The 24,542-nt window shown below is 33.7% G+C and carries 18 protein-coding genes, 1 pseudogene and 1 riboswitch; of the genes and pseudogenes, 11 read left to right on the forward strand and 8 right to left on the reverse strand.

The window, feature by feature from the left end; all coding sequences use genetic code 11:
• The first annotated feature begins 174 nt into the window (after positions 1-174).
• A riboswitch (SAM riboswitch) is annotated at positions 175-284 on the forward strand.
• 59 nt (positions 285-343) lie between these two features.
• Both LG295_RS02040 and LG295_RS02045 read left to right on the forward strand, forming a co-directional pair.
• Positions 344-1,501, forward strand: a complete 1,158-nt coding sequence (locus LG295_RS02040; protein ID WP_325999441.1) for an aminotransferase class I/II-fold pyridoxal phosphate-dependent enzyme — start codon at positions 344-346, stop codon at positions 1,499-1,501.
• Between the two features lie 27 nt (positions 1,502-1,528).
• Positions 1,529-2,527, forward strand: coding sequence for a D-lactate dehydrogenase (locus LG295_RS02045; protein WP_107529655.1), 999 nt, complete (start codon positions 1,529-1,531; stop codon positions 2,525-2,527).
• A gap of 286 nt (positions 2,528-2,813) precedes the next feature.
• Here the strand turns inward: LG295_RS02045 and copZ are convergent, their stop codons facing one another.
• The 3 genes from copZ to LG295_RS02060 form a co-directional block, all read right to left on the reverse strand.
• Positions 2,814-3,020 carry a copper chaperone CopZ gene (copZ, locus tag LG295_RS02050; RefSeq protein ID WP_107529656.1) on the reverse strand — a complete coding sequence of 69 codons (207 nt, stop codon included), beginning with the start codon at positions 3,018-3,020 and terminating at the stop codon, positions 2,814-2,816.
• A gap of 54 nt (positions 3,021-3,074) precedes the next feature.
• Positions 3,075-5,459 (reverse strand): heavy metal translocating P-type ATPase, encoded by a 2,385-nt coding sequence (locus tag LG295_RS02055; RefSeq protein WP_325999439.1) that lies wholly within the window; start codon positions 5,457-5,459, stop codon positions 3,075-3,077.
• A 365-nt stretch (positions 5,460-5,824) separates the two neighbouring features.
• On the reverse strand, positions 5,825-7,276 hold the full coding sequence (locus LG295_RS02060; RefSeq protein ID WP_318832594.1) for a SulP family inorganic anion transporter: 1,452 nt from the start codon (positions 7,274-7,276) through the stop codon (positions 5,825-5,827).
• 234 nt (positions 7,277-7,510) lie between these two features.
• Here LG295_RS02060 and LG295_RS02065 point away from each other — a divergent pair, with 234 nt between their 5' ends.
• The 3 genes from LG295_RS02065 (at position 7,511) to LG295_RS02075 (ending at position 11,342) form a co-directional block, all read left to right on the forward strand.
• Positions 7,511-8,272: an ABC transporter ATP-binding protein gene (locus LG295_RS02065; protein WP_107529658.1), complete on the forward strand. Its 762-nt coding sequence runs from the start codon at positions 7,511-7,513 to the stop codon at positions 8,270-8,272.
• On the forward strand, positions 8,262-10,157 hold the full coding sequence (locus LG295_RS02070; protein ID WP_326020747.1) for an ABC transporter permease: 1,896 nt from the start codon (positions 8,262-8,264) through the stop codon (positions 10,155-10,157). Before LG295_RS02065 ends, LG295_RS02070 begins: the two co-directional genes overlap by 11 nt.
• A gap of 315 nt (positions 10,158-10,472) precedes the next feature.
• On the forward strand, positions 10,473-11,342 hold the full coding sequence (locus tag LG295_RS02075) for an SDR family oxidoreductase (RefSeq protein WP_122062830.1): 870 nt from the start codon (positions 10,473-10,475) through the stop codon (positions 11,340-11,342).
• 135 nt (positions 11,343-11,477) lie between these two features.
• Here the strand turns inward: LG295_RS02075 and LG295_RS02080 are convergent, their stop codons facing one another.
• A complete protein-coding gene (locus LG295_RS02080; protein WP_107529661.1) occupies positions 11,478-11,684 on the reverse strand; it encodes a hypothetical protein in 207 nt (68 codons plus the stop codon).
• Between the two features lie 136 nt (positions 11,685-11,820).
• Positions 11,821-13,242, reverse strand: a complete 1,422-nt coding sequence (locus LG295_RS02085) for a DASS family sodium-coupled anion symporter (protein WP_107529662.1) — start codon at positions 13,240-13,242, stop codon at positions 11,821-11,823.
• Positions 13,243-13,398: 156 nt separating this feature from the next.
• On the opposite strand from LG295_RS02085, the gene LG295_RS02090 reads away from it, so the two are divergent.
• The 3 genes from LG295_RS02090 (at position 13,399) to LG295_RS02100 (ending at position 16,733) form a co-directional block, all read left to right on the forward strand.
• A complete protein-coding gene (locus tag LG295_RS02090) occupies positions 13,399-14,595 on the forward strand; it encodes a DUF819 domain-containing protein (protein WP_107529663.1) in 1,197 nt (398 codons plus the stop codon).
• 80 nt (positions 14,596-14,675) lie between these two features.
• Complete coding sequence (locus tag LG295_RS02095) at positions 14,676-15,236, forward strand: sugar O-acetyltransferase (protein WP_318832596.1); 561 nt, start codon at positions 14,676-14,678, stop codon at positions 15,234-15,236.
• 480 nt (positions 15,237-15,716) lie between these two features.
• Complete coding sequence (locus tag LG295_RS02100; protein WP_107558266.1) at positions 15,717-16,733, forward strand: PTS sugar transporter subunit IIC; 1,017 nt, start codon at positions 15,717-15,719, stop codon at positions 16,731-16,733.
• A gap of 49 nt (positions 16,734-16,782) precedes the next feature.
• Here the strand turns inward: LG295_RS02100 and LG295_RS02105 are convergent, their stop codons facing one another.
• Complete coding sequence (locus tag LG295_RS02105; RefSeq protein ID WP_107529666.1) at positions 16,783-17,577, reverse strand: putative hydro-lyase; 795 nt, start codon at positions 17,575-17,577, stop codon at positions 16,783-16,785.
• A 160-nt stretch (positions 17,578-17,737) separates the two neighbouring features.
• On the opposite strand from LG295_RS02105, the gene LG295_RS02110 reads away from it, so the two are divergent.
• Positions 17,738-18,307, forward strand: coding sequence for a DUF4064 domain-containing protein (locus LG295_RS02110; protein ID WP_318832597.1), 570 nt, complete (start codon positions 17,738-17,740; stop codon positions 18,305-18,307).
• Between the two features lie 129 nt (positions 18,308-18,436).
• Here the strand turns inward: LG295_RS02110 and LG295_RS02115 are convergent, their stop codons facing one another.
• Positions 18,437-19,507, reverse strand: a complete 1,071-nt coding sequence (locus LG295_RS02115) for an acyltransferase family protein (RefSeq protein ID WP_318832598.1) — start codon at positions 19,505-19,507, stop codon at positions 18,437-18,439.
• A gap of 335 nt (positions 19,508-19,842) precedes the next feature.
• On the opposite strand from LG295_RS02115, the gene pruA reads away from it, so the two are divergent.
• Complete coding sequence (gene pruA, locus LG295_RS02120; RefSeq protein ID WP_107557700.1) at positions 19,843-21,387, forward strand: L-glutamate gamma-semialdehyde dehydrogenase; 1,545 nt, start codon at positions 19,843-19,845, stop codon at positions 21,385-21,387.
• A 63-nt stretch (positions 21,388-21,450) separates the two neighbouring features.
• Here the strand turns inward: pruA and LG295_RS02125 are convergent, their stop codons facing one another.
• A complete protein-coding gene (locus LG295_RS02125; RefSeq protein ID WP_107529670.1) occupies positions 21,451-22,002 on the reverse strand; it encodes a TetR/AcrR family transcriptional regulator in 552 nt (183 codons plus the stop codon).
• A 147-nt stretch (positions 22,003-22,149) separates the two neighbouring features.
• On the opposite strand from LG295_RS02125, the pseudogene LG295_RS02130 reads away from it, so the two are divergent.
• A pseudogene (locus tag LG295_RS02130) lies at positions 22,150-24,291 on the forward strand (MMPL family transporter); the annotation flags it as partial.
• Positions 24,292-24,542 lie beyond the last annotated feature (251 nt).

Genomic DNA, 24,542 nt, shown 5'->3' on the forward strand with positions numbered 1-24,542 from the left:
TTAGATTGAACAACCCGGGACGTTTATGTTCCGGGTTTTATTATTTTATTTGATGTTTTAATGTGAGTGACATCGAGATCTTATTATTCTATGAGATTTTGATGTCACATTTTTGTTTCGAGAGTAGATTGACAAGCGTGAATATTCTGATAAAATTAATAGTAATTTAAAATAAACTTATCCAGAGAAGCTGAGGGATTTGGCCTTATGAAGCTTCAGCAACAGACTTTGATATAAAAGTACTGTGCTACTTCCAACAAGCATGAATGCTTGAAAGATAGGTGACATGTGTAACTATATGCCACACAGGTCGGCATATAGTTTTTTTAATAGGAGGACTTTTATGGCAATTTCAGATAGATTGGCACAAATACCAGATAGTTATTTTGCAAAAACAATGGGACAGAAAGTAGAACATGGTCCTTTACCTTTAATTAATATGGCTGTAGGTATTCCTGATGGTGAAACGCCCAAAGGAATTATTGACTGTTTTGCTGATGCGCTGCGTCAGCCTGATAATCAAAAGTATGTTGCTTTCCATGGTAAAGACTCATTTAAGCAAGCAATAGTAGATTTTTATCAGAGACAATTTCAAGTTGCATTAGATAAAGAAGATGAAGTATGTATTTTATATGGCACTAAAAATGGTCTTGTTGGTTTACCTACATGTATCGTTAATCCAGGAGAAAATGTGTTACTACCAGATCCAGGATATACGGATTATAAAGCGGGGGTGTTACTTGCTGATGCACAACCACAACCGCTCGTTTTAGAGCCGCCTTATTATTTGCCTCAGTGGGACAAAATAAGCAAAAAAACATTACTCAATACACGTTTAGTTTATTTGACTTATCCAAATAACCCGACAGGTTCAGTTGCTACAAAATCAATATTTGAGGAAGCGGTTGAGCGTTTTAAAGGAACAAAAACAAAGATTGTTCATGATTTTGCGTATAGTGCCTTTGGCTTTGATGCTAAAAATCCTAGTATATTGCAAGCAGAAGGAGCAAAAGACTTAGCAATAGAAATATTTTCATTATCAAAAGGCTATAATATGTCAGGATTTCGAGTTGGCTTTGCTGTTGGAAACAAAGACATCATACAAGCATTAAAGAAATATCAATCACATACGCACGCAGGTATGTTTGGTGCATTGCAAGACGCAGCAACATACGCTTTGAATAACTATGATGATTTTCTAGACGAACAAAATTTAACATTTAAACGTCGTAGAGATGAGTTTGAAGCTAAATTACAACAAGCAAATATACCTTTTGAGCCAATGAAAGGTGGTATTTTCTTATGGTTACGGACACCTAAAAACTTTGATGGAGAAAGTTTTGTTGATTATTTATTACAAGAACAGTCAATTCTTGTTGCGCCAGGTATACCATTTGGAGAACATGGCAAACATTATGTACGTATTTCTTTAGCTTTAGATGATGCATCGTTACTAGAAGCTGCAGAAAGGATACAATCGCTTAAGCACCTTTATGAATAGAATCAATATGATCGGAGTGATTAACTTATGACAAGTATTAAAATTTTTGGAGTAAGAGAAGAAGATATACCTTATATTAAAGCATGGTCAACAAAGCATAATGTGACTGTCGATTTAGATGAAGCATTACTTTCGTCAGAAACCGTCGATCGTACAAAAGGTTTTGATGGTGTTTCGATATCACAGCAAATTCCTTTTGGTGAAGATGTATACCGCAAGTTACATGAATTTGGAATTAAGCAAATTGCGCAACGAAGTGCTGGTTTTGACATATATGATTTTGATTTAGCTCAAAAATATGATTTGATTATTTCTAATGTGCCATCTTATTCACCGCATTCTATTGCTGAATATACGGTGTCACAAGCACTTAATTTGGTCAGAAACTATAATGATATTCAACAAAAAACAGCTTCATATGATTTTAGATGGCAACCAGCTATCTTATCACGCTCTATTAAAGACTTGAAAGTTGCTGTTATAGGGACTGGTCGTATCGGTTCAATTGTTGCTAAGATATTTGCACAAGGCTTTGGAGCTGAAGTTATTGCTTATGATATTGCCCCTAATGAAAGCTATAAGTCATTTTTAACGTATGCTAATAGCATAAATGAAGCTGTGCAAGAAGCGGATATTGTTACGGTTCATATCCCTGCAAGTAAGGATAGTGATTATTTATTTGATGATGCACTGTTTAATGAATTTAAACCAGGATCAGTATTTATCAATTGTGCAAGAGGTGCCATTGTAAAAACGAGTGCGCTAATACACGCACTGGATAATGGTGTTTTAAAAGGAGCAGCACTTGATACATATGAAGGGGAAAAGGGATTGTTTCCAAGTGATCAACGACATTCTGAATTAAAGGATGAAGTATTAAAGCAATTAATCGAACGACAAGATGTTATTGTTTCACCTCATATTGCTTTTTATACAGATGCTGCCGTTGAAAACCTCATTGTCGATGCTTTAGATGCGACAATTGATGTTATTGAGACTGGTGACACTAAACTACGTGTGAATTAATAAAGAAGCAATGATGTATATTTAAAATGTAAAATATTAAATAAAAGGGGCAGGACAGAAACCTAATTTTTTCAAAAAGAATTTCATTGTCCTACCCCTGGCAGTGATGACAAGAGTTGAAAAAGCTTTTAGACAAGCTTTTTCAATCGAGTCAGCAACTGCTATCACACTGAGTGGAAACCGAGACATTATATATGTGCTAGCCATTTTATTTTGAGAATATGGCTAATAAATCTTATTCAGTCGTGTTATCGATGATACTTATATTTGACGTGTTTTTAATATATTATTTTACGTCATAACCTTGATCTTCTATTGCTTCGTGCATGTTTGGTGTTGTGACTTTGTTATCATCAAAATCAACTTTAACATTACCTTCTTCAAGATTAACATTAGCTGTTGATACACCATCTAAATTTGTTAATGCACTTTCTACTGCATGTTTGCAGTGCTCACAACTCATACCTTCTACTTTAATTGTTTCAGTTGCCATATTAATCACCTCCTTAAAAATAATAATATTCATATGAATCATCTCAAATTTTAATTATAATTTCATGCGTTTTAATCTAAGTGCATTAGTGACAACACTTACAGAACTTAAAGCCATTGCAGCACCAGCAATCCATGGTGCAAGTAACCCTAGTGCAGCAATAGGAATGCCTGCAACGTTGTAACCAAATGCCCAAAATAAGTTTTGACGTATATTACGGATAGTCGATTTACTAGCTGTGATTGCTTTAGGTACGAGTAACAAATCGCCACCAAGAATGGTAATATCAGAAGCTTCTATGGCAACTTCTGTACCTGTACCAATAGCAATACCAATATCTGCTTGGACTAAGGCTGGTGCGTCATTTACGCCATCCCCAACCATGGCTACGGTCTTATTATTAGCTTGTAATGATTTTATTTTAGCCGCTTTTTCTTCTGGTAACACTTGTGCAATGACTGAATCTATACCAACTTGTGAAGCAATGGCTTCTGCTGTACGTTGGTTGTCTCCAGTCAACATGACAACTTCGATATTTAAATCATGTAACTGTTGGATTGCTTTATTAGTAGAATCTTTAACAGTATCGGCTACTGCGATTGTACCACGTAATTTTTGATCAATCGCTATTAACATAGCTGTTTTACCTGATTGTTCAAATTGAGACAATTGTAGCTCAGAACTATTAAGGGATACTTGATGATCTGCTAAGAATTTACGATTACCCACTAATAAAGATTTTCCATCAATCATAGCTTTGATGCCGCGTCCAGGTACCGCTTCGAAGTCATCAACTTCTAATAAATGAACTTGTTCTGTTTTTGCATAATTTACGATAGCTTCTGCGAGTGGGTGTTCAGAAGCTTTTTCAGCGCTAGCTAATAATTGTAATGCTTCATTATCGCCATCAAAGTCTGTGACTACAGGTGTTCCGTGTGTGATTGTTCCCGTTTTGTCTAAGACTACGGTATCGATTTGATGCGCACGTTCAATATGTTCGCCACCTTTAAATAAAATACCGTTTTCGGCAGCTTTTCCAGTGCCTACCATAATAGAAGTAGGAGTGGCTAACCCAAGTGCACAAGGACAAGCAATAACCATTACGGCAATTGCTGCTACTAAGGCAGGCTCAAATTGACCTTGGCGTACTAAAGTAAGCCATATAATAAATGTTAGAATCGCAATACCAACTACAATAGGCACAAAATAACCAGATATAATATCAGCAAGTCTCTGGATAGGTGCCTTAGAACCTTGAGCTTCTTCAACCACTTTAATAATAGAAGAGAGCGCAGTGTCTTTACCTACTTTTGTTGCTTCAATTGTGAGCATACCATTTTGATTCATAGTTGAACCAATAACATAATCGTTTTGAGCTTTTTCAACAGGTATAGATTCACCGGTTAACATAGATTCATCTACAGAAGTTTTTCCTTTGAGAATTGTACCATCTACAGGTATTTTCTCTCCAGGTTTAATAATTAAATAATCACCTTCTACGACTTCACTTAAAGGTATCATAGATTCCTCATTGTTACGTAGTACACGTGCTTCTTTAGCTTGCAAGTTGAGTAATTCGCTTAAGGCATTTGTTGTTTGTGATTTTGCACGTGCTTCCAAATATTTACCAAATAAAATCAGTGTAATGAGTACAGCACTGGTTTCGAAATATAAATGAGGTGTAATATTTGTATCATTTAGCCATTTAATCATCTCATATAAGCTATAAAAATAGGCTGCGCTCGTTCCTAACGCTACTAGTACATCCATATTTGCTGAACCATTGCGAAGATTTTTATATGCTCCAACATAAAATTGCCAACCAATGATGAATTGTATCGGAGTTGCTAAGATAAACTGAAACCATGGATTCATTAAAATAGGTGGCAAATGCATATTAAAGAGATGTACAAACATAGTTAATAGTAATGGTAAAGCCAATATAGTCGAAACAATTAGTTTGGTAAGTTTACGTTTTAACTCTATGGCTTTGTGTGATTGTTTCTCGTCAGCCTCTTTTTTGGGTTTTGCATCATAACCTAATTTTTGAATTTTTTGGATTAAAGTATCAACTGAAGTTGCATTAGGGTTATAGACAATCGTAGCATTTTCAGTTGTAAGGTTAACGTTAGCTTCCTCTACACCATCAGTACGGTTCAATAACTTTTCAATACGGTTAGAACATGCTGCACATGTCATGCCTGTAACGTCTAAGTCAATTTTTTCATTTAATACGCCATATCCTGTTTTTTCTATTGTATTGTAAAGATCAGTAGTAGAAGTTGAGCTAGGATTATAACTTATTGTCGCTTTTTCAGTTGTTACGTTAACATTTGCTTCAACTTCATCCATTTTATTTAAATTTTTCTCTATGCGGTTGGCGCAAGCTGCGCATGTCATGCCTGTGATATTGAAAGTAGTTTTTTTTTGTTCACTCATTAAAGTAGCCTCCTTTCAGTTTGTAAATAAATAGCTATAACATTAGAACCTTTCACACCATAAATATACCCCTAGTAGGTATAATTGTCAATGTTATTGTTTTAAAAAGAGGGACTAGGGATACAAAATCAAAATTTGCAAATTGACTTTGTATTCCCAGTCCCTCAAAGTATTCCGATAATAATTTATTGATGGTGGTATCTTAGATTTATACATTATGTTTGTAAGGTCGAATCCATGATAAACATATTAAATATAAGGATACTGCATTTTATTTAGACTATAGCCTTAGTTTTGTTGAAATTTAATAAATAAGACAGCAAAATTGATTCATTATTTGTTAAACTGTGCGAGCTCATGTGATTTTATAATAGATGCTGCTGGTTTATTTTACTTAATTCGTTAACAATTTTACGACTATCTTTATTTAGATGTTGGACATAAATTTTATTGTTCTTTTTATGATAATTTTCAATTAGTGTGTCTATAGCATTAACTGCCGAATCATCCCATAAATGTGCTTCTTTAAAGTTTAAATAGATGGTTTTGTCACGTAAATCTAAATTAAGTTGATTCATTAACGAATCTATAGAAACAAAGAAGATTTGCCCTTTGATATTATAATGAATGGCATGATCAATTTCTTCAAATTGTACCGAAACATTTGAAATTTTGGTAGCAAAGGACAAGGCGCTTACAATTACACCAATGATTACGCCCAGTGCTAAATTACTTGTAATTAAAACGATAGTTACAGTGAGTATCATAACAAGCGCATCTGTGCGGGGCGCATTTTTAATGAATTTAAATGAACGCCAATTAAAAGTTCCCACAGAAACCATCACCATAATAGCTGCTAGAATCGGCATCGGAATTTCAACGACCCAATCGCCAAATACGATGATTAAAATAATTAAAAACACACCAGCAGTAAAGGTGGATAGGCGTGTCGTAGCACCTGAACGGACATTGATTACAGATTGACCAATCATCGCACAGCCACCCATGGCACCAAAGAAACCTGTGATGACGTTGGCAATTCCTTGGCCACGTGATTCTTGGTTTTTACTACTATAGGTATCTGTGGCTTGATCAACAATTCGAGCTGTAAGCAAGCTTTCTACAAGTCCAACAATTGCCATAGATAAGGCATATGGGAAAATGATTTTTAACGTCTCTAAGTTGAATGGTACATCAGGAATGAAAAATTGTGGTAGCGAACGTTTAATTTCACCTAAATCTCCAACTGTTTCTACATTTGCACCAGTCACTAAGTAAGTTGCCGTTAATAATATGATTGCAATTAGTGGTGCGGGTATCTTGTTAAAAATACGTGGTAAAAGATAGATAATCAGTAACGTAATGATAACAAATAGATAAGTGGCCAAAGATATGCCAAAAATATGTTTGATTTGTGTTAGGAAAATCATGATTGCTAGGGCATTAACGAAACCAATCATGACAGAGTTGGGGATAAACTTCATTAAACGACCAATTTTTAATATGCCGAAAATAATTTGAATCATACCCATTAAAATAGTGGCCGCTAATAAATATTGGACCCCGTGATCACGTACTAAAGGTACAATAACTAAAGCTACAGAGCCTGTTGCTGCAGAAATCATAGCTGGTCTTCCACCTACGAAAGAAATGACAACTGCAATAATAAAAGAGGAATATAGGCCAACCATAGGGTCTACGCCTGCTATAATTGAAAATGAAATGGCTTCTGGAATTAATGCTAAGGCAACGACGATACCAGCTAATATGTTAGTCCCTGGAGCAGTTAGCCATTCTTGTTTGATTTTATTTAACATCTGTCTTACTCCTTATTTAAAAATGAACTAGACTATTATATCATATGGAGAAAGCTATTAATCTAAGCTATAAAAGTATTTATAATATGAAAACCTAAAACATAAATAACTCATGATTTTCAAAAGGTGTGACAAGTTTGTCATTTTATAGGATGAGGTTGTTAGATGAAACGAACGAAAATAGACTGCGTCTTAGTTAAACTAAAGGTATAAATTATTTAAGGAGTGAAGGGCATGTCTATACTAAAAGTAGAAGGGCTTACTAAAAGCTATGGCAACAGACATAGACAACAAGAAGTGCTTAAAGGCCTTGATTTTTCTATAGAAAAAGGCGAGTTTGTTACGATAATGGGACCATCAGGATCAGGTAAAACAACATTGCTAAACGTCTTAAGTTCTATTGATTATATTACGAGTGGTACGGTCGAAATCAATGGTAATAAAATAAATAAAATGAGTAATAAAGCATTAGCTGATTTCAGAAAAAAAGAAGTGGGCTTTATTTTTCAAAATTATAGTGTGTTAAATACACTTACAGTTAAAGAAAATATTATGTTACCACTTTCCATTCAAAAAATGTCTAAAACAGAGAAAGAACAAAATTACAGTGAAGTCACTAAGGCTTTAGGAATTCAAGATTTAGGCCAGAAATACCCTAATGAAATATCTGGTGGACAACAACAACGTACTGCAGCAGCGCGTGCTTCCGTTCATAAACCAGCTATTATATTTGCAGATGAACCAACAGGGGCATTAGATTCTAAAAGTGCACAAGATTTGTTGAATCGTTTAGAAGACTTAAATAAAAATTTAGAAGCAACAATCGTTATGGTTACACATGATCCTGTCGCAGCAAGTTATTCAAATAGAGTCATCATGTTAAAAGATGGTAACATTCACTCTGAAGTGTACCAAGGTGATGATTCAAATCAAGCCTTTTATAAAAATATTATCCATATGCAGACGGCATTAGGCGGTGTCGCACATGAGTTTTAATCAAATTGTACTTAAGAATTTAAAACAGAACTTACGTCACTATGCGATGTATATTTTTTCATTAATTGTAAGTATCGTATTATATTTTAGTTTTGTAACTTTAAAATATACAGACAGTATTAATAATGAAAATTCAATGGCAATTATAAGAAAGGGCTCAGACGTTGGGTCATATTTCTTATTTTTTATCATCATTGTATTTCTAATGTATGCAAATCAATTGTTTATAAAGAGACGTACACGTGAATTTGCTTTATTCCAATTGATTGGTCTAACTAAGTCTAATATATTACGTATGCTTATAATTGAACAGATTGCTATGTTTTTAGTAACTGGTATCATTGGTGTCATAGTAGGCGTGTTTGGGTCTAAGTTATTACTTATGGTTGTGTTAAAAGTTTTGCATATTAGTACAAGTGTAGCTTTAACTTTCCAATTTGCTGCAGTATTTCAAACTGGTTTACTAATATTCATATCCATGGTGCTAATTATTATACAAAGTTATATTTTCTTGCATAGACGTAGTATTTTATCAATGATGAATGATAGTACAAAATCAGAAGTCTCTAAGAATACTATCTCAATAGTCGAGATTTGTTCAGGTATCTTAGGTATTGTGATGATTGTATTTGGCTATTATATGTCTACAGAAATGTTTGGGAAATTCTCAAATGGCATGATGTTTACACCTTTTATTATATTGTTTTTAACAGTAGTGGGTGCTTATTTATTCTTTAGAAGTTCTGTATCTGTTATTTTTAAAATGATAAAAAATGCGAAACATGGCAAAGTATCGATCACTGATGTTGTCTTTACATCTTCAATCATGCATAGAATGAAGAAAAACGCTTTGTCGTTAACAATAATTGCAACTATATCTGCAGTAACGGTGACGGTTCTTTGTTTTGGTGCAATAAGTAAATCAACTATTGAGGATAATGTCGCCATGACATCACCTCAAGATTTTAATTTTATTGATAATAAACAAGCCGATTCATTTGAAAGTAAAATGAAAGAAGCGCATATTGATTTTGATAAAAAGTATAAAGAAGTTTCTGAAGTGAAAATGTCGAAAGATACATTTTTTAAAGAGACTGGAAATCCAAATATGTATAAACGTGATTCAATGTTAATTACGAGTAACAAAAGTTTCAACGATAATCAAGTGACTGGTAACCGTGCGAAAGTAGTCAATATGGTAGCTCCTGGAGGAATTGTTCAACACAATGAAAAAGGTGAGATTGTGTTAGAAAATCATTCCCAACAAACGTTTAAAGTTATTGGATCAGAAAAAGATGTTAACTTTATGAGTGAAATAAGTTTTGGTGGTCCAGTGTTATTAGTGAGTGATGATAAATATAATGATTTAAAACAAAATTCTACAGAAACACGTCAACAATTTGGTTATAATTTGAAAAAACAAAGTGATTGGAAAGAAGCAAACCAAATTGCTAAATCAGTGTCTCCAAATACGGAATCGCAAAAAATGATACGTCAATCGATGGATGATTCTGTAGGTATTTTATTATTTGTTACATCATTTTTAGGATTAGCCTTTTTAGTCGCAGCAGGTTGTATCATCTATATTAAACAGATGGATGAAACAGAAGATGAAATTCCTAATTTTGTTATTTTACGAAAGATTGGCTATACTCATCACGATATGTTAAAAGGTCTAGCTTTAAAAGTGACATTTAACTTTGGCTTACCTCTTGTTGTATCCTTGTTGCATGCTTATTTTGCAGCAAAAGCATTTATATTACTTATGGGTGGTAATAGTATGTTACCAGTTTATATTGTTATGGGTACTTATTCTGTTGTGTATTGTATATTTGCCATTATGGCATTTGTACATTCAAGTAGAATTGTAAAACATTCAATTTAAAGGGATAGTCATAGGAGTAATTTAAAATAAGATAGAAAATTACCAGTTATAGATAAAAGTGAATTTGTCTATGTTAGTTAAATCGAGAAAAAGTATTATTTAGTACAAAGTATATATAAGTGATGAGCAAAGGGGTTTGCTTAATTCATTGAACGTTGTTTCTATCATATAAGCCTTTGAGGAATTTGTTTATTTCTCAGAGGCTTTTTTTGTGGTGTTATTAAGTTGTTTGCTATTGAATATTGATCGAACATGTTTGATTACTATTTAAAGTGGTATTTGGCAGTAAAAGGATAAAATGGAGGTATGTAGCATATGAATTTAACTGAATTCCATAAGGAAATTAAAGGATATACACAAGATAGACAGCCAGGCATACAAAAAGATATGAATCCACAACCACTTACTGAAATGGAAGATTACAAAAGTGGTGGTAAACTCCAAGGTAAAATTGCATTGGTTACTGGGGGCGATTCAGGGATTGGCCGGTCTGTTGCGGTATTGTATGCCAAAGAAGGCGCAGATGTGGCGATAGGTTATTACGATGAGCACGAAGATGCTGAAGCGGTAGTAGAGCAATTAACTTCATTAGGTGTTAATGCAAAAGCATATGCACATGACTTAAAAAGTGTCGACGCGTCAAAAAATTTAATTGAAAAAGTCGTTAAAGATTTTGGAGGATTAAATATATTAGTAAATAATGGAGGGGTACAATTCCCTCAGGATAACTTTAAAGATGTTTCGCCAGAACAGATTAAAGAAACGTTTGAAACGAATATATTTGGCATGATGTTTTTATCGCAAGCTGCAGCACCACATTTGACAGATGGAGATGCAATTATCAATACTACTAGTGTAACTGCTTATAGAGGGTCAGCCCATCTGATTGATTATTCTGCTACAAAAGGTGCAATCGTTGCCTTTACACGTTCATTAGCGTCATCTTTAATTGATCAAGGAGTTCGAGTAAATGCTGTTGCACCAGGACCTATTTATACACCACTAATTCCAGCTACTTTTTCAGAAGATAAAGTTGAGAATCAAGGTGGAGATACACCAATGGGAAGAAGAGGACAACCAGCAGAACTTGCACCTTCATACGTTTTCTTAGCATCATATGCAGACAGTTCTTACATTACTGGTCAAGTTATACATGTGAATGGCGGAGATTATATAACATCATAATATAAAATTAAAAAGTAACGAGACAGCCAAAAGGCTGTCTCGTTACTTTTATGTTTGAAGGTTGTCTTGGAAATTTTAGTATAAACAATTTATGTCAGTTGTAGGTTAATTTATCTAGAAGAAAGTGTATAAACGTTAGAAGAAATCTGAGGGTTTCAGATCATTGAAATCTAAATTTTTTAAGCCGTCGAAATTAATGTTTTCAATCGTTTGTACAATTTCACCACTTTTAACTTGGTTATAGTAGTTTGTCGCTTCTGAAACAACATCGTATTCCTCGAATGTTTTCACTATACCGAGTATTAAGACAATTGCTATCGCTCCTTTAAATAAGAATTTCATAATTATTGACTCCTTCTATAAGTTTATAACATTATTTTACAGTGTTTTTTCTAGTAAAACATGCGTCCATAGTATAGAAAGTGTATCATACCTAAGTTGTATGTTGTATATTAAATGATTGTGTTTAATTAATTTTTTATAATCCGAATGCGATAGGTAACCAGAAATAAGCAAAGAGTGAAATTACAATGATAGCGAAAATATTTAAAATAAAACCAGCTTGTACCATGTCTTTCATCTCTATTTCATCAGAGCTAAATACAGCTGCATTAGGTGGTGTTGAAATCGGCAGCATAAATGCACATGTAGATGAAATTGCAACGATACCCATAATAATAAACGGATCTTGGCTAATCGCTGCTGCAAAGCCAATACTAATTGGCATCAACATATTAGAAACAGCTGTGTTTGACATAACCTCTGTTAAAAATAGAATCGCTGTTGTTAATACAAGTACGATTAATATTAATGGTAAAGGTTTTACAATTCCCATCATGCTACCAAACCATTTTGTAAGTCCTGAATCTTCAAAGGCTGCAGCTAAAGATAACCCGCCTCCGAATAAGAGTAGTATACCCCAAGGGAGTTTGGTCATATCGTCCCATATAAGTAGTCCCCCTTTTTTAGATTTTGCGGGAATGAGAAACAGTAATACTGCGCCAAACATGGCAATATTAGTATCTGTTATATGTAATGAACCTGGGAGTAATCCGCCAAATATCCATAAAAGACTGACAAATAGAAAAACAATCCCCGTGAGTTTCTCTTCCTTGGACATAGGTCCTAAATCATGTAATGCTTTCTTCGCAAAATCTGATGATATATGATCCGCATCTTCAATTTTAAATAACCATTTTGTTAGTAAGAAATAAAGAATTGCTAATAATATAACAGTAAGTGGTACGGCAAAAATCATCCACTGAGCAAAGGAAACTTTTCTATCAAGGCTAGAAGACGCAATTGCCGCAAAAACAGCATTTGGTACTGAACCGATAAGTGTTGCTAGCCCACCTATAGATGCCGAATAGGCTACAGTTAGGAGGAGTGCTTTACTAAATTTACTAGCAGACTCAGGCTTAAGAAACTGTGCATCTTTAATTTCTTTGATGAGTGCTAAAGCAATAGGTAACATCATGAGTGCCGTAGCTGCATTTGAAATCCACATAGAGATAAAGGCAGTCGCAATCATAGTACCTAGAATGATACGGTTACTACTTGTTCCTACCATTGAAATAATGGTCATTGCAATACGCTTGTGTAAGTTCCATTTTTCAATGGCTAAAGCAATAATAAATCCACCCATATACATAAATACGATAGGATCAGCATAAGCGCTTGATGCGATAACTTCATCAGTGCCTCCTGTTAATGGAAGTAAAATGAGTGGAATTAAGGATGTTGCTGGTATAGGAATAGCTTCAGTAATCCACCATGTTGCCACAAATAGTGTTACTGCAAGTACAGCTCTAGGTGAATCATCTAATCCTGTGATTCCAGGAATAAAGTAAAAAATAAGAAAAAGCAAAGGTCCCAAAATTAAACCGATTTTTTGTTTCATAATTATTTCCCCCTTGTTTATGGCACTATAACTGTAAGAATATCAATAACCTAACATATAGACAATTAATTTTTCAGAAAATTATAAAAATATATAACCGAGACTGATAGAATATAGGTGATAGAATAAAACAAATATAGGAAAAGGGATGATATTATGATAGTGGGTGTACTTATAGACAAAGGTGATACATGGATTTTATGGGCAATCATTATTGTGTGGGCAACGGTGAGTTTATTTTTAGAACAGAGGTATCAATGGGCAAGTACAATTTCTGGGGCCATTATAGCACTTGTTGGTGCAATGGTATTATCTAACTTTAAAGTGATACCAACGAGCTCACCAGTCTATGACACTGTATGGGATTACATTGTACCTTTATCGATACCATTATTATTATTTAGTTCTAATATTATGAAAATATGGAAAGAAAGTAGAAGGTTGTTGGTCATATTCTTCATTGCTTCGATAGGAACCATGATTGGAACGTTGGTTGCATTTATTGTATTAAATCAATGGATACCTTATTTGAACAAGATAGGAGCGATGATGACAGGTAGTTATATTGGTGGTGGAGTCAATTTTGCAGCACTAAGCTCTAAACTTGAAACGCCAGGAGATATGGTATCGTCAACAGTAGTGGCAGATAATAGTGTGATGGCTTTGTATTTTATGCTATTGATTGCACTCCCTTCACTCCCATTAATTAAAAAGTATTTTAAAACAGACTATAATACAGAACAATCTCCAAAAGTACAACAATCGTATTGGCAACCTAAAAAAATTCAATTGTTAGATATCGCATTTTCGGTAGCGAGTGCAATCACACTTGTAGCAGTTAGTTTTAAAGGTGCTGAATTGATTCAGCAATGGATACCTAAAAGTAATATTGTGCTCACGATTATTACTTCTTTCTTTGGAGATTCCTATCTTTTGCTAACGACTTTAACACTAATTGTGGTCGCGGTATGGGGTGACTTCTTTGAAAAGTTAGCTGGTGCATCAGAAATAGGCACTTTTTTAATCTATATCTTCTTTGTAGTGATAGGTATTCCTGCTTCTTTTGCCACAATTATAACAACGGCGCCTTTACTCTTTGTTTTTGTTATTATGATACTTGTTTTTAATTTAGGGTTAAGTTTGTTGTTAGGCAAGGCATTTAAATTTAAAATTGAAGAAATATTATTAGCGAGTAATGCGACAGCGGGTGGGCCAACAACCGCAGCTGCATTAGCAATAGGAAAGGGATGGACAGGGCTTGTTGGTCCTATTCTAATAATAGGAACCTTGGGCTATGTCGTAGGAAATTATGCTGGTACATTGATGTATCAATTGTTAAGCCATATGTCCTAAATAGCATTGAAGTGTAATATGTAATTATAAAAATAGGTAAATTCAACTAAATGTATAGGATGAGAAAGGAAGCAATAATTATGAGTGAAAAAAATAAGATGTTAGCTGGTGAATGGTACGATGCAAACAATGATAAAGATTTAGGGACAGAGCGAATGAAAGCTAAAGATTTATGTTTTGATTTAAACCATGTCCGTCCTAGCAATCAAACAAAGAGACAAGCAATAATAAAGGAATTATTAAATTATGAGCCTCAATCATTAGAATTACTAAGTCCATTCCAAGCTGATTATGGCTATAATATCGATTTAGGCCAGCGTGTCTTTATTAATCACGATTGTTATTTTATGGATTGCAATAAAATTGTGATTGGCGCTGATGTATTTATTGGTCCTAATTGTGGCTTATATACAGCAATTCATCCTCTTGAGTATCAAGCGAGAAACGAAGGGGTGGAACAAGCTTTGCCTATAAAGATTGGGAATAATGTTTGGATAGGGGCTAATGTCGTTGTATTACCTGGTGTAACTATCGGTGATGGTGCTGTTATAGGCGCGGGGAGTGTGGTTGCCAAAGACATACCTGCCAATGCGCTTGCACTTGGTACACCTGCAAAAACTGTTCGTACAATTAATCAATAATCATGATTTACCTATTTTCACTATATACATTCACATAATATTTAAGAAGATGCCGTCAAAACCGTGTGGTTTTGACGGTATTTTATATTATCTAATTTGCTTGTTTTAATTTGTATAGTAATTGTTTATGTTAGGTAAATAATAGAAAATCAATGTATTTTTCACTGAAATATTGTAGAGAGTGGAATTATATTTGTATTTGGTTGTGTAATATCAAAAAACAAATTAAAATTATATTGAAAAATATTCCGCGGAGCTTAAATGAAAAATAATTAAATTGTTCGGAATATAATTGGAATTTGTGTTAAAATATAAAAATGTGAGTGAAATGGTAAGAGTAATAATAGTGACTAAATAAACATGAATTCAAAATTTATAAAATATAAAGTTTTTACAGATTGTTTGAACAAGCCAACTTTTAAATGACTATTTCCATATCTAACTTAACGATCATTAGACAAGAAAAGAGGAATATTGAATATGGATATTTTAATTGGTACATTATTTTTAATTATAGTGTTAGCTTTATTTACACTATTTACATATCGAGCACCTAAAGGTATGCGTGCGATGGGAGCTTTAGCAAATGCTGCAATTGCAACATTTTTAGTTGAAGCTTTTCACAAATACGTAGGTGGGGATTTATTAGGTATTAAATTTTTAGGAGAATTAGGTGATGCTGCTGGAGGTTTAGGTGGCGTTGCGGCAGCTGGCTTAGTATCATTAGCTATTGGTGTTTCACCGGTTTATGCGTTAGCAATCGCTGCGTCATGTGGCGGTTTAGATTTGATACCAGGTTTTGTAGCGGGTTATGTAATTGGTTATTTAATGAAATATGCTGAACGCAAAGTGCCAGACGGTATAGATTTAATAGTAGGTATTATTATCATTGCGCCTTTAGCAAGATTAGTTGCAACGGGTGTAACGCCGTTAGTCAATAATTCGCTATTGAAAATAGGAGATATTATTCAAAGTTCAACTGAAGTAAGTCCAATTATTATGGGGATTATTTTGGGGGGAGTCATCACAGTTGTTGGTACAGCTCCACTTAGTTCTATGGCTCTAACAGCATTATTAGGACTTACGGGTATGCCAATGGCGATTGCGGCCATGGTGTCGTTTGCTTCTTCATTTATTAACGGTACCATGTTTAGCAAACTAAAATTAGGTGATCGTAGATCTAGAATTGCAGTATGTATTGAACCACTATCTCAAGCTGACGTAGTGTCTGCTAATCCAATACCGATATATACAGCAAACTTTATAGGAGGCGCACTTGCAGGTGCAGTTATCGCTTCTTCTGGTATGATAAATGATGCTACAGGTACTGCTACACCGTTAGCTGGATTTTTAGTAATGTTTGGATTTAACGACCCAGTGAAAATCTTTATATATGGTGCTATTGTAGGTGTTATCGGTTTAATCGTTGGTTATGTATGTTCTATTATATTTAAGGATCATCCAATTGTTTCCAAAGAAGATATTGAAGCAAGATAAAATTAAAAGCACTTTGACGCTGATTTTAGATGTGTCAAAGTGCTTTTCTTTAATCGCTTAATTGGCTATCAGGAATATCGGTAATGAACATATGACCGGGAGCATGTGTAATCATAATTTCTGGTTTAGCATCTAAAGCGACAGACTGAGGCGTTACACCACACCCCCAAAAGACGGGCACTTCATTATTTTTAATTTCTACGGGTTCACCAAAATCAGGCTTATTTATATTAGAAATACCAATTTCTGAAGGGGTTCCAATATGCATAGGTGTGCCATGTACATTTTTAAAACGAGAAGTAATTTCGGTTGCTTTAATCGCTTGTTGTATAGTCATAGGACGCATGCTTACTGTAATGTTACCAGCAAATTGGCCACTATCAGCAGCTGGAATATTAGTCATATACATTGGCACATTATGTCCTTCTTCTAAATGACGTATAGGAATACCAGCTTCCAGTAATGCATGTTCAAATGTAAAGCTACAGCCTATTAAAAAACTGACCATATCTTCTGTAAACAATGTATCGATATTAGGTCTTTGTTCTATAAGTTTACCTTGCTTATAAACACGATAGGCAGCAACTTCGGTAGTGATGTCAGCTTGTTGACCAAAGGTAGGAAATGACTTCGATCCTTTTTCAGACACATCTAAGAGCGGACAAGTTTTAGGGTTTCTAAAGCAAAATTTTAAAAAGTCGTAAGCATAGGCAGAAGGGAGTATGACAACATTAGCCTGAATGTAGCCTTTAGCCATACCACTTGTATGTCCAGTCAGTTCTCCTTGTTTAATCATTTTTCTTATTGTAGTTGGTTGTTGTATTTGTAAGTCCAAATCTATCATCCCCTTATAAAAGTAATAATACCATTTTACCAAAAATTCAGAAAAACATAGTGTTGAGCATACTTTAATTACTTTGTAATTTGGTTTTAAAATACTAAAAGTGACGTTATAATAAATTAGTAGATGTATTGAGTCATAATGATTTCTTGGGAGGATACATATGAAGAGAACTGGAGAAAAAGTGCTTGTATGGATTGGTATTATCTTGCAGTTTATACTAATATTTTTAATGGCAATTGTCACACCATTTTTAAATGATATAAGTGTGAAAAACGAATTAGCAGATGCTATTTATAACAGTGATATGTATAATCAGGGCGCATCACAAATGGATGCATCTAGTTTAGTAGATATTGCCAGTCAAATATTTCTTCTAGCTTTAGTTATAGTGATTATATGCACTATTTTGGCTATTGTATTTGCTTTATTCATTAATAAATTTCCAAAAGTTGTAGGTGTGTGCTTTATTCTTCTTGGCATTATTACAGTTTTAACGTTGAATTGGCTTACAGCGGTTCTATGGTTAATTGCTGGTATTATGTTACTGGCAAGAAAACAGAAGCATACAGATAGCCTGTATAAGTCGGATGAATATAATAGTAACCAAAGAAACTATAATGGAACGCAAAGAACTAAGGTAGATAACACTAGACAAACACGTAATAAATTTAATGATTCGGAGCAAAAGGAATCAACGCAGTTTAATCGTAGTGAAAGAAATAAGAAATAGTACTGTTACGTATTGCGTATACTCAAAGTTTAAAAAAACAAAATTGGCAAGCGTTAAATTAAAAAGGTGAGACAGAAGCTATAAGTTACTGTCTCACCTTTTTATATACAATTGATGAAGCAAAGCACATCAATTTATTTTGCCATGTTTATAACTTTCATAAACACTATCATATCTGATATGTCCAATACCACCAACAACAAATTTGCCAAACTTAAATAGATTAAATAAATAAGCTAAGCAGATAGAAACTACTAAAGTGATAATAAAGTTAAACGCGATATTACGAATCGAACTATCAGCTCTTAATAACCCTAAATCATGTACAAAGAAATAGTGGGTTAAGTAAATACAAAATGAATAGTTACTAATAAATAGTACAAATTTAGGTACATATTTGATATAAGAAGAAAATAAGAAAAACACTAATATGATCATAGTGACATAAAATGGAATGTCAAAACGTTTCGATTCCACCCAGGTACTAACGCCTAGCAGATAATTACCAATTAAAATAGAAGAGGCAATTACTAGTCCTATAATAATGGGCCAAGTGTAACGTTTAATATTTTTCATGAATGCTTCATAATAAATACCTGTATAAAATCCAAGTAAAAAATAACTAATCCATCCTAAAAATAACATCCAGCCTTCTCTTTCCCAAAATAAGCCTAAAATATCATTTTCTGATTGTGGTACATACTGGCGAAACGCCCAGTATATTGTAGCAAATATTATCGAACCGATAATCATTGGAATGGGCTTCCATTTAATTAAATACTTAGCAAAAAGAATATGCAATATGTAGAATTGGAAGATAATGACAATGAAGTAGGTGACGGCACCACCGTGAAACATAGTATCTCCAACATTATGCATATATTGAGCTAACGTTTTTGGTTCGAAATAAAAATATGAAATACCAAGGTTAATTAAGACATAAGGAATACCTAAATAGATTAACTTATTCTTCAAAAATCCTGGCTTTGTTTTAACGTGATAATTTTTAGCTAATAAAAATTCTGAAATAAATACGAATAATGGTGTGCTAAACATAAGGAGTAATTGAAATACTCTAATAGTTGTACCATGACCAACAAAATCCATTTTGCTAAAAGTTGTTGTAATCGAATGAATAAGAACAATACTTAAACAAGCTATCGTACGCATCCAAAATATCACAGATGTATATGTTTTCATTATAGCTTACCTCTCGATTGTTCTTTTTATATTTTTAAAATAAATATAATTATTTGTGAATTTTCATCCTAACATATTGAAATTAGTCTAAATGTAAAGTTTAGATTACAAATTATTAAATTTATATATTATATATTCATGGAGGTAATGATAAATGTGATTGAATAAAATTTCAAATATCAATGTAATAGATGGAATGAGTTCAATACCATTTATTTTAATAAAAAATATTGTAAGCGATTGCAATTATTGTCTTATATCTATACAATAGCAATTAAGAATGGAAACATTTCCATTTAGTTTTCTATTTACAAACTTACATGGGGGTAGAAAAAATGGTAGTCAATTATCACAACGAACCAGGCATTGATTTTACAGATAGTAAAAATGTCGAGTCATTCAAAAAAGCTTTAGAGAAAGTTAAAGGTGAATTGAATCAAAAAATTCCTTTAGTTATTAACGGGGAAGAGAAATTTACAAAAGATACGTATCAGTCTATCAATCCGGCTAATACTTCTGAAGTTATTGCTGAAGTTTCAAAAGCAACGCAAAAAGATGTAGATGATGCATTTGTTGCAGCTAATGAAGCGTATAAATCTTGGAAGAGATGGTCTCACAAAGACCGTGCAGAATTTTTAATTAGAGTTGCAGCGATTATTAGACGTCGTAAAGAAGAAATCTCAGCTGTTATGGTTTATGAAGCAGGTAAGCCATGGGATGAGGCTGTCGGTGATGCTGCAGAAGGTATTGACTTCATTGAATACTATGCAAGATCAATGATGGAGCTTGCAGATGGTAAACCAGTATTAGATAGAGAAGGGGAACATAATAAATATTTCTACAAACCTATCGGTACAGGTGTAACAATCCCACCATGGAATTTCCCATTCGCAATCATGGCTGGAACAACATTAGCACCAGTAGTTGCTGGTAACACAGTTCTTCTAAAGCCTGCTGAAGATACACCATTAACTGCTTATAAATTAATGGAAATCTTAGAAGAAGCGGGACTACCTAAAGGTGTTGTTAACTTTGTTCCAGGTGATCCAAAAGAAATCGGTGATTATCTTGTAGATAGTGTACACACACACTTTGTAACATTTACAGGTTCTCGTGCTACAGGTACAAGAATCTTTGAAAGAGCTGCAAAAGTGCAAGATGGTCAACAATTCTTAAAACGTGTTATTGCTGAAATGGGCGGTAAAGATGCGATTGTTGTTGATAAAAACATCGATACAGATTTAGCTGCAGAGTCTATTGTGACTTCTGCATTCGGCTTCTCAGGACAAAAATGTTCTGCATGTTCTCGTGCCATCGTACACAAAGATGTATACGATGAAGTGTTAGAAAAAGCAGTAGCTTTAACTAAGGATTTAACGTTAGGTAACACTGAAAACAACACATATATGGGTCCTGTTATTAATCAAAAACAATTTGATAAAATCAAGAACTATATTGAAATTGGCAGTAAAGAAGGTAAATTAGAACAAGGTGGAGGCACAGACGATTCTACTGGTTACTTCATTGAACCAACAATTATTTCTGGCCTTAAATCAAGCGACCAAATTATGCAAGAAGAAATCTTTGGTCCGGTTGTAGGATTTGTTAAAGGTAAAGACTTTGAAGAATTATTAGAAATCGCTAATGATACTGATTATGGTTTAACTGGCGCAGTGATTACAAATAATCGTGAAAACTGGATTGAAGCGGTAACATCTTATGATGTAGGTAACTTATACCTTAACCGCGGTTGTACTGCAGCAGTTGTAGGCTATCATCCATTTGGTGGTTTCAAAATGTCAGGTACAGACGCTAAAACAGGTAGCCCAGACTACTTATTAAACTTCTTAGAGCAAAAAGTTGTTTCAGAAATGTTCTAAAATAAATGATTAAAAGGAGTGAGCATACGCAATCAAAATTGATTGCGTACGTCGCTTCTTTTTTTATTCATCTATGACTTGGATGTTAATGAGTTTTCTGAAATACTTGTCTAGTTCAGCAGGGGACAGTTCGATACAATGTTCTCTAATCCACTCTGTAAATCCAAACAGGCTCGCACCATAAACATAAAATATAAGTTCTGCAGGAATGTCAGAATCTACTGAAATACGGTGCTCATTTTCTTTAATATCATTTTGTAAAACGCTGATGAAATGATTTGATATCGTACGTTCAAACTCTTTATCATGTTCTTGTTTATCCTTGATACGTTGCAATTCAATTACATCACTAGTTCTATCTATTACTGAAAAGGGTGCATTGATACGTTCTTTTAAATCGATTGAAAAGTAATCTTTTGTTACGAACTTAATTAAGTAAATCAAAAGGTCGTATTTATCATAAAAGTGTTTATAAAATGTTGTACGATGTACTAATGCTTTTTCGCATATTTGATTCACTGTAATAGTTGAGAAAGTTTGTATTTCAAGCAATTCATAGAAACTTTGCGAGAGCGCACGTTTAGTTTTAATAACACGTAAATCTTTTGTATTCAATATACATTTCTCCTTATTTGTAGTTTAAATATACAAATTCTAATAATTAATTCTTTTAATAAAAGGGTAAAGCATTTAATATGTGGATAGAAATAATCTACAGTATATATTTAAACTATAACGTTGATTAATTTAGGAGGCAATAGTTTGGCAAAGTTTTTATATAGAGTAGGATCGTTTGTAGCTAAGCATAAATGGTGGAGTGTTGTTGCGTGGGTAGTTTTGCTTGCGGCTATTATTATTCCCCTTACAATAAGTGCGCCGAAGTTCGATAATGACATTACTATGAATGGCTTACAATCACTCGATACTAACAAGAAAATTGAAGATGAATTTGGTCAAGATAGTGAAAAAGCTCAAATAAGAGTTGTATTAAAAAGCGATGCAAAAGAAGGTATCGTTAAGCCTGATGTGACAAAAGATATCAAAAAGACTTTGAAAGATATCAAAGATGACGATAAAGATATCAAAAATGTTTCAGATCCATATGATAGTAAACAGATTAGTAAAGATAAAACAACTGCGTTTGCAGATGTGGATTACGATGTTAAGACAACATCACTAAAATCAAGCTCTAAAGATAATATCAAAGAAAAAGTAGATGAAATTAAAGAAGATCATAATGTGCAAGTTGAATTAATGGGTACGGGTATGGAGTCTACAGAAATTGGTGGCGCTTCTGAGATAATAGGTGTCATTGTAGCATTTGTCGTACTATTAATTACGTTTGGTTCAGTTATTGCTGCAGGTTTACCAATCATCAGTGCATTACTTGGATTAGGTACAGGTGTAGGTGTGATTTCATTACTTACATATGCATTCGATATTCCTAATGTTACTTTGACTTTAGCAGTTATGATTGGTTTAGCAGTTGGAATAGATTATGCATTATTTATATTATTTAGATACAGACAAATAATGAAGACAGAAACGAACCATATTAAAGCGATTGGATTAGCGGTAGGTACTGCAGGTAGTGCAGTGATATTCGCTGGTGTCACAGTAATTATTGCGGTATGTGGTCTATCTCTTGTAGGAATAGATTTCCTAGCGGTTATGGGGTTTGCTTCGGCAATCAGTGTATTTGTAGCAGTGGTAAGTGCACTTACGCTATTACCAGCATTAATTAGTATATTCCATAAACAAATTAAACCTAAAAGAACGAAATCAGAATTTAAAAATGATAACGACACGGGATGGTCAAAATTTGTTGTAGGAAAACCATTGTTAGCTATATTAGTTGGTTTAATTATTTTAATATTGGTTGCTATACCGGTGAAAGATATGCGTTTAGGTATCCCAGATGATGGTATGAAGACTGCAGATTCCACGCAGAAAAAAGCATATGATATTATCTCGGATAAATTTGGCGAAGGATTTAATGGTCAAATTGCAATGTTAGTAAATGTTAAAGATCAAAAGGATAATCCTCAAGCTTTACAGAATGACTTGAAAGCTATGCGTCAAGACATTAACGATATGGATAATGTTGATGTAGTTACAGCGCCACAACTCAGTGAGAGTAAAGACTATGCGATGATTGCAGTTATACCTGAAAAAGGACCGAACGCAGAATCAACAAATACATTGGTTCATGATTTAAGGGATTACAATGATAAGGCTAAAGATGAATATGACTTCAATACAGAAGTTTCAGGCCAAAGTGTTATTAATATAGATATGTCTCAAAAATTAAATGAGGCAATTCCATTGTTTGCGGGCGTAATTGTGGCACTAGCCTTTATATTATTAATGGTCGTGTTCCGTTCGATTATTATACCTTTAAAAGCAGTACTTGGTTTTGTATTATCCTTAATGGCAGCACTTGGATTTACAACAGTAGTTATGCAAGAAGGTGTAATGTCTGGACTGTTTGGTGTCGATACTACAGGTCCATTGCTTGCATTCTTACCCGTTATCACTATAGGACTGTTGTTTGGTTTGGCAATGGATTATGAAGTATTCTTAATGTCACGTATTCATGAAGAATATACAGTAACACATGATAATGAACGTGCTATAAAAGTAGGTATTAAAGAAAGTGGTCCAGTGATTGTTGCAGCTGCATTAATCATGTTTAGTGTCTTTATTGCCTTTGTCTTCCAAGACGATGTGATGATTAAATCGATGGGATTAGCACTCGCTTTTGGTGTACTCTTTGATGCAGTTATCGTCCGTTTAATATTAGTACCAGCATTAACTAAATTATTCGGGAAAGCGTCATGGTATATGCCTGCTTGGTTAAACAGAATCTTGCCAAGTGTCGATATAGAAGGACATGGGTTAAAAGATGAAATAGATAAATCAGATAAAAAGTAAATACTTGTGAATGAACACATACTGAGAATAGCCATGAGCAATCTATGACAATAGATTGCATCATGGCTATTTTTTATAGTTTTAGAGAGAGATGATTTCTACAGGTTATTATGTTTGAAAAGCGCTGCTATCAAACATATTTCACGACTATTTATCTTTGATAGTATAGCATCACGAAATTGTTTTGAATCAATGAGCTTTCTGTTCTACTATCTTTTTGT

Source organism: Staphylococcus pseudoxylosus, from assembly GCF_044794325.1.
Taxonomy (GTDB): Bacteria; Bacillota; Bacilli; order Staphylococcales; family Staphylococcaceae; genus Staphylococcus; species Staphylococcus pseudoxylosus.

Coding starts and splice junctions, on each gene's coding strand:
- LG295_RS02105 (WP_107529666.1), bottom strand. CDS start 17,577: ATGATAGATTTGGACTTACAAATACAACAACCAACTACAATAAGAAAA.
- LG295_RS02055 (WP_325999439.1), bottom strand. CDS start 5,459: ATGAGTGAACAAAAAAAAACTACTTTCAATATCACAGGCATGACATGC.
- pruA (WP_107557700.1), top strand. CDS start 19,843: ATGGTAGTCAATTATCACAACGAACCAGGCATTGATTTTACAGATAGT.
- LG295_RS02100 (WP_107558266.1), top strand. CDS start 15,717: ATGGATATTTTAATTGGTACATTATTTTTAATTATAGTGTTAGCTTTA.
- LG295_RS02045 (WP_107529655.1), top strand. CDS start 1,529: ATGACAAGTATTAAAATTTTTGGAGTAAGAGAAGAAGATATACCTTAT.
- LG295_RS02110 (WP_318832597.1), top strand. CDS start 17,738: ATGAAGAGAACTGGAGAAAAAGTGCTTGTATGGATTGGTATTATCTTG.
- LG295_RS02095 (WP_318832596.1), top strand. CDS start 14,676: ATGAGTGAAAAAAATAAGATGTTAGCTGGTGAATGGTACGATGCAAAC.
- LG295_RS02040 (WP_325999441.1), top strand. CDS start 344: ATGGCAATTTCAGATAGATTGGCACAAATACCAGATAGTTATTTTGCA.
- LG295_RS02090 (WP_107529663.1), top strand. CDS start 13,399: ATGATAGTGGGTGTACTTATAGACAAAGGTGATACATGGATTTTATGG.
- LG295_RS02085 (WP_107529662.1), bottom strand. CDS start 13,242: ATGAAACAAAAAATCGGTTTAATTTTGGGACCTTTGCTTTTTCTTATT.
- copZ (WP_107529656.1), bottom strand. CDS start 3,020: ATGGCAACTGAAACAATTAAAGTAGAAGGTATGAGTTGTGAGCACTGC.
- LG295_RS02080 (WP_107529661.1), bottom strand. CDS start 11,684: ATGAAATTCTTATTTAAAGGAGCGATAGCAATTGTCTTAATACTCGGT.
- LG295_RS02070 (WP_326020747.1), top strand. CDS start 8,262: ATGAGTTTTAATCAAATTGTACTTAAGAATTTAAAACAGAACTTACGT.
- LG295_RS02075 (WP_122062830.1), top strand. CDS start 10,473: ATGAATTTAACTGAATTCCATAAGGAAATTAAAGGATATACACAAGAT.
- LG295_RS02060 (WP_318832594.1), bottom strand. CDS start 7,276: ATGTTAAATAAAATCAAACAAGAATGGCTAACTGCTCCAGGGACTAAC.
- LG295_RS02115 (WP_318832598.1), bottom strand. CDS start 19,507: ATGAAAACATATACATCTGTGATATTTTGGATGCGTACGATAGCTTGT.
- LG295_RS02065 (WP_107529658.1), top strand. CDS start 7,511: ATGTCTATACTAAAAGTAGAAGGGCTTACTAAAAGCTATGGCAACAGA.